Source organism: Corallococcus aberystwythensis (assembly GCF_003612165.1).
Lineage (GTDB): Bacteria > Myxococcota > Myxococcia > Myxococcales > Myxococcaceae > Corallococcus > Corallococcus aberystwythensis.
Map to the genome: position 1 here is coordinate 1 of NZ_RAWK01000475.1, position 3,313 is coordinate 3,313.

Below are 3,313 nucleotides of genomic sequence, written 5' to 3' on the forward strand. Positions count from 1 at the left end.
CCGCGCACGTCTCCGGCCAGCCCCCGGCCCTGCCCCCGCTGCCCGTGCAGTACGCCGACTACGCCCAATGGCAGCGCCAGTGGTTGCAGGGGCCCGTCCTCGACGCCCAGCTGGACTACTGGAAGCACCAGTTGGCCGGTGCCCCCACCTCCCTGGCCCTGCCCACCGACAGGCCCCGCCCCGCCGTGCGCTCCTTCCGTGGCGCCACCGTGCCCGTCACCCTTTCTCGCGAGGTGACACAGGCCCTGGGCGCCCTGGCCCGCCGTGAAGGCGCCACCCTCTTCATGGCCCTGCTCGCTGGCTGGGGCGCGCTGCTCGGCCGCTACTGCCACCAGGACGACGTCCTCGTCGGCACCCCCATCGCCGGCCGCCAGCGCTCCGAGCTCGAAGGCCTCGTCGGCTTCTTCGTCAACACGCTCGCCCTGCGCGTCCCCCTCCACGGCGCCCCTTCCCTTCGCGGCCTCCTCGCGCGCGTGCGCGACGCCACCCTGGGCGCCTACGCCCACCAGGACCTCCCCTTCGAGAAGGTGGTGGAGGCCCTGCGCCCCGCGCGCGACGCCAGCCGTGCCCCTCTCGTCCAGGCCCTGCTCGCCTTGCAGAATGCTCCCGCCTCCGAGCTGCACCTGCCGGGCCTCACCCTCCAGCCCCTCGACGTCGATACCGCCTCGGCCGCCTTCGACCTCACCCTCTCCCTGGCCGACTCGCCTTCCGGCCTCGTGGGCGCGCTCGAATTCAACTCGGACCTCTTCGACGCCGCTTCCGCCTCGCGACTCGTCGGCCACTTCGCTTCCCTCCTCCAGGCCGCCTGCGCCCAGCCCGACGCGCTCCTGGCCGACCTGCCCCTGCTCACTCCTCCCGAGTGGCTCCAGCTCCACGCATGGAACGCCACCGCCGCCCCCTTCCCCAGCGACGCCTGCGTCCACCACCTCTTCCAGCGCCAGGCCTCCCTCACCCCCGACGCCACCGCTCTCCGCTTCGGCGCCGAATCCCTCTCCTACGCTCGCCTCGACGCTCTCTCCAACCAGCTCGCCCACCGCCTGCGCCACCTCGGCGTCCAGCCCGGCCACGTCGTCGCGCTCTGCGTCGAGCGCTCACCCCTCCTCTTCGCCGCCATGCTCGCCATCCTCAAGGCGGGCGCCGCCTACCTCCCACTGGATCCAGAGCACCCCGCGGAGCGGCTCGGCTTCATGCTGCGGGACGCCCGCGTGCCGGTGTTGCTGACCCGGTCGCACCTGGCTGACTCGCTCGCGGAGCCGGAGGTCCAGAAGCTCTGCCTGGACACGGACTGGGAGGACGCGCTCGCCAACGAGAGCGCGGCGCCCCTTCACGACACCGGCGACTCGGAGGATCTGGCCTACGTCATCTACACGTCAGGCTCGACGGGCACGCCCAAGGGCATCGGCGTTCCGCACCGCGCCGTGCTGCGGCTCGTGTGCAACACCGACTACGTGCGACTGGAGCCGTCCGACCGCGTGGCCCAGGCCGCGAACAGCTCGTTCGACGCCGCCACGTTCGAGATCTGGGGACCGCTCCTCCATGGCGCGACCGTGGTGGTCATCTCGAAGGAGGTGGCCCTCTCGCCGCGTGAGCTGGAGCACGCCATCCGGGAGCACGGCATCACCACGCTGTTCGTGACCACGGCGCTGTTCAACCAGCTCGCCCGCGAAACCCCTGCCGCGTTCCAGCCCCTGCGCCACCTGCTCTTTGGCGGTGAGGCCGTGGATCCCAAGTGGGTCCGGGCGGTGCTGGACAAGGGCGCCCCCGGGCGGCTGCTGCACGTCTACGGCCCCACCGAAACCACCACGTTCGCCTCCTGGCACCTGACGCGCCACGTGTCCCAGGAAGCGACCACGGTGCCCATCGGGAAGCCGCTCGCGAACACCACGCTGCTCGTGCTCGACGAACGCCTGCGAGCCGTTCCGGTAGGACTGCCCGGGGAGCTGTTCATCGGCGGCCCTGGCGTGGCTCGGGGCTACCTGGGCCGCCCGGCGCTCACGGCTGAACGGTTCATCCCGGATCCCTTCGCGGGCGAGCCGGGTGCCCGCATGTACCGGACGGGCGATCTCGTCCGCCGGCTCGCGGATGGCGCCATCGAGTTCCAGGGCCGGCGAGATCACCAGGTGAAGCTGCGCGGCTTCCGCATCGAGCTGGGGGAGATTGAATCCGCCCTCGTCCGCCACCCGGAGGTGGGGGAAGCGGTGCTGCTGGTGCGCGAGGACGCCCCCGGAGACAAGCGGCTGGTCGCCTACGCGGTCGCGCACGCCGGAGCGTCACCGTCCGCCGCCAGCCTCCGCGGATTCCTGGCCGACCAACTGCCGGCGTACATGGTGCCCTCGGCCATCGTCCTGTTGGAGTCGTTGCCGCTGAACGCCAACGGCAAGGTGGATCGTCGCGCGCTGCCCGCGCCGACCTTCGAGCTCCCCCACGCCGGCGTCCCATCCGTCACACGCACACCGGTCGAGGAGCTGGTGGCGGGCGTCTGGGCGGACGTCCTGGGACTGCCGTCAGTAGGCCTGGACGAGAACTTCTTCGACCTCGGGGGCCACTCGTTGCTGGCCACCCAGGTGGTGGCGCGGCTGCGCGAGGCACTGCGCACCGAGCTGTCCATCCGCGACTTCTTCGAAGCCCCGACGCTGGGCGCGGTGGTCCGGAAGCTCGAAGCGGCGCTGGCCACGGATCCAGGACATGCGCCGCCGCCCCTCCTCCCGGCCCCCCGGACCGATTGGATGCCGCAGTCCTTCGCCCAGGAGCGGCTGTGGCTGCTGGCACAGCTCGACGCGGAGTCGAGCGCCTATCACGTCCCCCTGGCCCTGCGACTGAGTGGAGCGCTGAAGGAGGAAGCGCTGCGTCTGGCGTTGGAGGGACTGGTGCACCGGCACGAAGCCCTGCGCACCGTGTTCGCGCCGGGCGAGGACAGCCCCTTGCAGCAGGTGCTCCCCATGGGCCCGCTGCCCCTGACCACGCTCAGCGTGGAGGCCTTGCCTCAAGAAGCCCGCGAAGCCGAAGCGCTGCGCCTTGCGCGCCAGGAAGCCCAGCGCCCCTTCGACTTGCGCCACGGCCCACTGGTGCGCGCGCTGCTGGTGCGTCTGGGGCCGGACGACGCGGTGCTGCTGCTGGTGCTCCACCACATCGTCACCGACGGCTGGTCCATGGGCGTGCTCGTGCGTGAGCTGGGCGCCCTCTACGCCGCGCACGTCTCCGGCCAGCCCCCGGCCCTGCCCCCGCTGCCCGTGCAGTACGCCGACTACGCCCAATGGCAGCGCCAGTGGTTGCAGGGGCCCGTCCTCGACGCCCAGCTGGACTACTGGAAGCA

The 3,313-nt window shown here is 71.9% G+C and carries 1 protein-coding gene; it reads left to right on the plus strand.

Annotated elements, in window-relative coordinates; translation table 11 throughout:
- Positions 1-3,313 (plus strand): non-ribosomal peptide synthetase (locus D7W81_RS40520; protein WP_120560656.1); only part of this gene is annotated, 3,313 nt, incomplete at both ends.